The organism is Okeania sp. SIO2B9 (assembly GCF_010672505.1).
Lineage (GTDB): Bacteria > Cyanobacteriota > Cyanobacteriia > Cyanobacteriales > Microcoleaceae > Okeania > Okeania hirsuta.
Genome location: NZ_JAAHGK010000724.1, coordinates 1 through 3,958, shown reverse-complemented (window position 1 = coordinate 3,958; position 3,958 = coordinate 1). Strand labels below are relative to the sequence as shown.

Below are 3,958 nucleotides of genomic sequence, written 5' to 3'. Positions count from 1 at the left end.
TCATAGTGAGATTGAGATATTCCAATATTGATGATGTGCTTCAAAGGCAATCTTTTAAAGCATCTGCTAGCTCTAGAGCAGTTTGATAGCGATCGCCAGGCAATGGTTGGGTAACTTTTTCAATTACCTTTCTTAGTTGTGGTGTAATAGTGGGAACATTTTCCACATAAAACCGATAACCATTACCACGATTATCATAGAAGTGCATCGGACTTTGAGCAGTCAACAAAAAGATCGAAGTTGCACCCACTGCATATAGATCGGATTGAGTCAAAGGTTGCCCGCGGTCTTGTTCGGGGGCACTGTAACCTTCTGCGCCGATCCGCGTACCCAAAGGCGTGCCAATCTCTTTGACTGCCCCAAAATCTAGAACTATTATCTGATTATCGCGACGACGCACTAGAAGATTAGCAGGTTTAATATCCCGGTGAATCAGTGGAGGATCTTGTGAGTGAATATATTCTAGAACCTCGCAAGTCTGAATCATCCACTCAGTTGCCTGTTTTGGTAACACCGGTCCTTGTAAAGAAATACGTTTTTCCAAATCCTGACCGTGAATCATCTCCATAGCCAAATATTTTTTGTCTTCTTCAACAAAAAAGTCAAAAAACTTAGGAATTCCTGAATGATTTAATGATTTCAAAGCTCTAGCTTCTCGTTCAAATAATTCTTGAGCTTTGCGGATCTGAGCCATATCAGCATTCATTTCTTTTAAGACCACCAAAGCAGCAGCAGGAGAAGCGCCTACCTGTAAGTTATTGCGATCACGATCCCAAGCTAAATAGGTAGTACCCATGCCACCTTGACCCAATATTCGTAACACCTGATACTGACGGATGCTGCGTTCAACTGTAATAGGTTTTCCACAATAAATACAAAATAAGTTTCCTGGTGGGTTATCACTAGATCGAGAACAACATTGTTGAGGAGCATTAGCAACAGATGGAACTTGAATCTGAAACTTTAAAATAGGGCCACCTCTGGCTAACTGAATCAGGAAACCATCAGAAATAATTCCCTGAGACATCAACACTCCATTCACAAAAGTTCCATTTGTACCTTGACTGACTAATCGCCAAATATTTCCAGATTGGGACTTTGGTATTTTGTGTAGCTCCAGATGATATCGTGAAACTAAACTATCAGATAAAACAACCTGATTATCAGGAGAGCGACCAATCTTAATTATTGATTCACTCTGAAAGTCCCAATTTTTTAAAGGAGTATTTTTTTGAGGGTCTAGGAGGGTTAACCTAATCACAATCTATGTTTGAACTTCAAGTTTTTTGTATAGCGCTACGTGCTAGGGAATAGGAAATAGGGAATAGGGAATAGTAAACTGTTAAAGGGTTTTCGGTGCGGAATCCGTCAGGAAACAGGGTTTAGAAATGTCTTAACCTTAATGCGTAGCACTATAAAAGCATAACTTATATAGCGATCCGCGCAAGATAAAAGTCGAAAGTCAAAAATCAAAAGTTAAAAGTTAAAAGTTAAAAGTTAAAAGTTAAAAGTTAAAAGTAATCCCTAACTTAGTTTGAGCCTTTATAAATGTCCGCCCCCTTTGTTTCGACTGCTATACCAATTCACTTAAAAAATGTCACAAATAGTTGGTTATTTCAGTTATCAGTTATCAGTACCTCTAGCTGTTTGCGCAGCATTCCGTAGGAAAGCACAAGGCTTGACATAAGGAATATTATCTTTTTTTATCCCTTTAATAAGGGGAGGCTTTAGACCGAATTTTTCGGTAACTGATGAAGTAAACTAATAAGCTGAAATTACTGTATAATAAAGGTTTTAATTAATTAAAATATCACTTTTGACTTCTGACTTTTGACTAAGCGTGAAACGGTATTGCTAATTTTTTTGTGGCTTCACTAAAGCACGAATCACAATTGCTGTAATATTATCATGACCATTATACTGATTTGCCAAATCAATTAACTGGTTTACACCCAACTCTAAATTAGCTTGTTTGTTTAAAAGAGGTTCCAGGAGATTTTTCCAATTATTTTCCAGAAAATCATTATCTGTTAAACCATCAGATGCCAGGATTATTAGACTATCCTCATCAAGCTCGAAAAATTGCACATCAGGTCTGACAAAATTTTCATCTCGCGGTCCTAAAGCTTGAGTTAGTTGATAAGCATCTGGGCGACCATAAGCTATTTCTGGTTCAACTCCACGATTAATTTCTCTTTGCCCTACTTCATGGTCTAGAGTGATCTGCTCTAACCCTCCCTGACGAGAGAGGCGATACAAACGACTATCACCCACATGAGCTACAGCTACTTTTGTATCGTAAACCATTGCCATTACTAAAGTAGTACCCATCCGACTACTGCCAGAGCGGACTTCTTGTTGATTAATATCGTAGATTACCTTATTTGCCTGTATAATTGCTTCGCGAATTATTTCTTCAGAGGGCAAACCTACAGACCAACTACTTTCCACTTTAAAGTATTGTTTAATAGTGTCTACTGCTACTTGACTCGCTATTTCTCCGCTAGCGTGCCCTCCCATACCATCGCAGAGCACATAAAGTCCTTTAGCTTGAATAATTCTTTCTGTAGGTGTTTCTTGGTTTTCTATCTGAGTTTGAATTCCAAAAGAGTCTTCATTATGGTCTCTTTGACTACCTACATCACTTTTTCCGGAACTTTCCAAATTTACCAACTGTATCGGCAAAAGTTCAGTGTTTTGAGTTTCTATATCTTCTACTTTCTGCGGGGAAGCATCATCAGTTTGCAAAATTGTAGTTCCTGATGTAGGAGGTGGTTGGGGTTGTAAATTATCTTCAGTAGTCATTAGATATGATCGCAATTTTTCAATAGTTTGTATTTTACCATCCCGCCAATCTTGCATTAAAGCTGTTACCCAACCAAACTGTGTCCGTTGAGATTGCTCAAATAACGATTGCCAGAATTTCATTAAATCTTGGAGATTTTCACTCTCGCCAGGTTTTGAGTACAGACGTTGCAATTTGATATAATTATTGTCTGTTTGACTTACCCGCAAATTTTCATATTCCAGTATACTTTGGCAACAATGCCATGGTGCTAGAGCTACCCAAAGTTCGGTCATTTGTTGCAACCAGGATAGAATTTGTAGTTGGGAAAGGTTTTCGCTTCCCCAAAGGTTTACTAATAATGGCAAACTACTGTAGTCTGCCACAAGTAATATTTCTTCGTTTTGCGACTGCCAACTATCTTGAACAGTAGGAAAGTGTTGAGGTAGTTGGGTATATAATGTTAAATATGGTTGAGCAATTGCGGGAAAAATCAAAGCTTCTATCTCCGTTGCTTCTCCCTGTTGGTTTGAGGTAGGGAATTGACTTTCTTGATTTTGGTAACCCGATAATTCATTCTCTTGAGAGCTAGAAGTGGGCGGTCTAAAATTACCGGAGTTATTTCGCAACCAAGCTTTGAGGGGGGTTTGTTCTAGTGGGTTACAGTCTAGTACTTGCACTACTACTGTTTCACCTTGGTTTGTTGGTGTTATAGTTTCCAATAGTTGGTAGCGCTGTTGGGGATCTAAATATTTTTCTGATGCAGTGGAGGAATTTTCTAGATCGTCATTTGGATTTGAGGATAATTTATTCTCTGTGTTTGCTGCTTCAGACATTGGACTGAGAATGTCTGCGGTAATTGATTCAGAATTATCTAACTCCTCTAATTTTTGGCATCGATCGTCAACTTCAGTTATTGTTTCTGGTAAAGTATCTTCTGATTCTACTTCGGCAGCAGGTTGTAGATCGATTTCTATTTTTGGCTCCAAAGGTTCGGAGGATTCTAAAATCTCTTCGGGTTCTTCTGTAATGACATCTGCTGCTGACTCCGCCGAATCTTTGGCCAGGGGACTTGCTCCGCTGATTACTTCTTCTTGTCCCATTTCCTTGAGATTAATTTCAGGTGAGTTGGGGAGGAGAGCTTCTGCTTGAGTAATTATAATTGCCTTCCAA

At 38.9% G+C, this 3,958-nt stretch carries 2 protein-coding genes; both read right to left on the bottom strand.

What is annotated here, in order from left to right; translation table 11 throughout:
* Positions 1-40: 40 nt before the first annotated feature.
* A complete protein-coding gene (locus F6K13_RS22285; protein ID WP_124144505.1) occupies positions 41-1,261 on the bottom strand; it encodes an FHA domain-containing serine/threonine-protein kinase in 1,221 nt (406 codons plus the stop codon).
* Between the two features lie 593 nt (positions 1,262-1,854).
* Positions 1,855-3,958: serine/threonine phosphatase (locus F6K13_RS22280; RefSeq protein WP_287288415.1), on the bottom strand; the 2,104-nt coding region annotated here is incomplete at its 5' end.